Origin of the sequence: Bradyrhizobium sp. MOS001 (genome assembly GCF_004634465.1) — a bacterium.
Lineage (GTDB): Bacteria > Pseudomonadota > Alphaproteobacteria > Rhizobiales > Xanthobacteraceae > Bradyrhizobium > Bradyrhizobium barranii.
Window position 1 is genome coordinate 1 of the sequence record NZ_SPVJ01000154.1, and the last position, 1,596, is coordinate 1,596.

General features: G+C 57.6%; 3 protein-coding genes. 1 reads left to right on the forward strand and 2 read right to left on the reverse strand.

Annotation, left to right across the window (positions count from 1 at the left end):
* Window positions 1-269: 269 nt before the first annotated feature.
* Window positions 270-485, reverse strand: a complete 216-nt coding sequence (locus tag CT676_RS43575) for a cold-shock protein (protein WP_063981915.1) — start codon at window positions 483-485, stop codon at window positions 270-272.
* Window positions 486-677: 192 nt separating this feature from the next.
* Here CT676_RS43575 and CT676_RS44740 point away from each other — a divergent pair, with 192 nt between their 5' ends.
* A complete protein-coding gene (locus CT676_RS44740; RefSeq protein ID WP_167768364.1) occupies window positions 678-845 on the forward strand; it encodes a hypothetical protein in 168 nt (55 codons plus the stop codon).
* A gap of 563 nt (window positions 846-1,408) precedes the next feature.
* On the opposite strand, the gene CT676_RS45025 is transcribed toward CT676_RS44740, so the two are convergent.
* The coding region (locus CT676_RS45025) for a hypothetical protein (RefSeq protein WP_343287594.1) at window positions 1,409-1,596 on the reverse strand (188 nt) is incomplete at its 5' end.

Here is a 1,596-nt window from a genome sequence, read left to right on the forward strand (position 1 = left end):
GCGTCAATCGCGTTGGGGCGGGGCGGTAAAGGCTTGTTCGCGGTCACGAGCGAGAAAGAAGCCGTCACCGCTTCGTCCCGGTGGCGGCTTTTTTATCGTCCCGACGCGGACAGGCGACCGAATAGCGAACGGGCGGGACATCACAGCCACGTGGCGGCGACTTTTTGGAACCAAGTCAATACATGCGCAGGAGCTGCGGCGCACGTGCGCCGCAAGGGCTATGCCGATGGCCGCAGGCAACAGATCCAATGTCCGGCGCGGGCAGCATTTCAGGATGAGATCACGAGGTTGACCGCCTTGGGGCCTTTGCCCTTCTTGTCCGGTTCGACCTCGAATGTAATGCGCTGTCCTTCAGTCAAGTCCTTCAGTCCGGCCCGCTCGACTGCGGTGATATGAACGAACACATCACGGCCGCCGTCATCGGGATTGATGAAGCCATAGCCACGCTCTCCATCGAAGAACTTGACCGTACCAACCATGGACATCGCGAAACCCCTCCCCCCGTATTGTAGGCTCGCCATGAAAGCGGACGACCTATTCTTCGCCGAGCCAAACCGAAACGCTTTCTAGGACAGCGCGCCTGACCGGCAAATTGCCCTTAGGGACAATTGCAAGCTTCGGTTCGGTCGCCTTTTATGGGCGCGCGAATGGCGTCGCGCAGGGACAGGGAGGCGCTCATGGGGTCGATGGAAGAGTTCATCCACTATGCGAATTTGATCATCGCCAAGCGGCAGCTTGCCAATCCGAGCATCACGGACAAACACCGGCGGATGCTCGCAAGGCTGGTCGCGCAGGAGGAAGCGAAACGCTTTCACGAAGAGGACGGCGGTCACGCTGAATGCTAGTCCGTTGCCTTTCCCAAATTTGCTGGCTATCGCGTCAATTTTCGCTCATCAGGAGTTTTAGCATCGCATCGCAGGCAGCTTCGGCCTCGTCGAAAGTTTTAAAGGGCGAGCCGGTGATCCTGATCGCGCTGCGGCCTTCATAAACAGGACGCCACGACGCCAGATAACCGGCGCGTCCGTGAAAGCCGGGACGGCAGGGCTTTCATAGCTGATCACGAAAGAATAGCCGTCGCTGTTCGCGCTCCATATTTCCATCTTCTCGACGGCACGCTCGAACTGCAGGGGCATGGCTGTTCACGAGTATTCAAGCAATTCCCGAAGGATCCGCCGAAAAGGCGGGACGACGTCCTGCGAGGACGAGGTCGGGGTGACTGCGCTGCAACTTCTGGGCCTGCAGCACGCGCCTAATAGATAGCAGCTCCCGATCTTCGGACTACCATCGTGAGGCGGCTATGAACGTCGACCTCGTAGACAAGAGCGAGCCTCGCAGGCTGTCGGTAACGAGCTGAACCCTTGTGCCAGCAACCGCAATCAGACAAGAGGTTGCACATGCGCTTTGCGGACTAACACTTGTTGAAGTCCGTTAGCTTCCGCATGTAGTAGCCCTGCCTCTCAACGGCGAGCTTAATGTCCTCGCTAACGCTCGCTACTTTTTTCTTCTTACGCCATCTACCTGACGCGTCAGGAATTGGCAGACCATTGCGCACAACCAACAGATCACGCTTAGTGTTCAGATACACATCGAGAATAT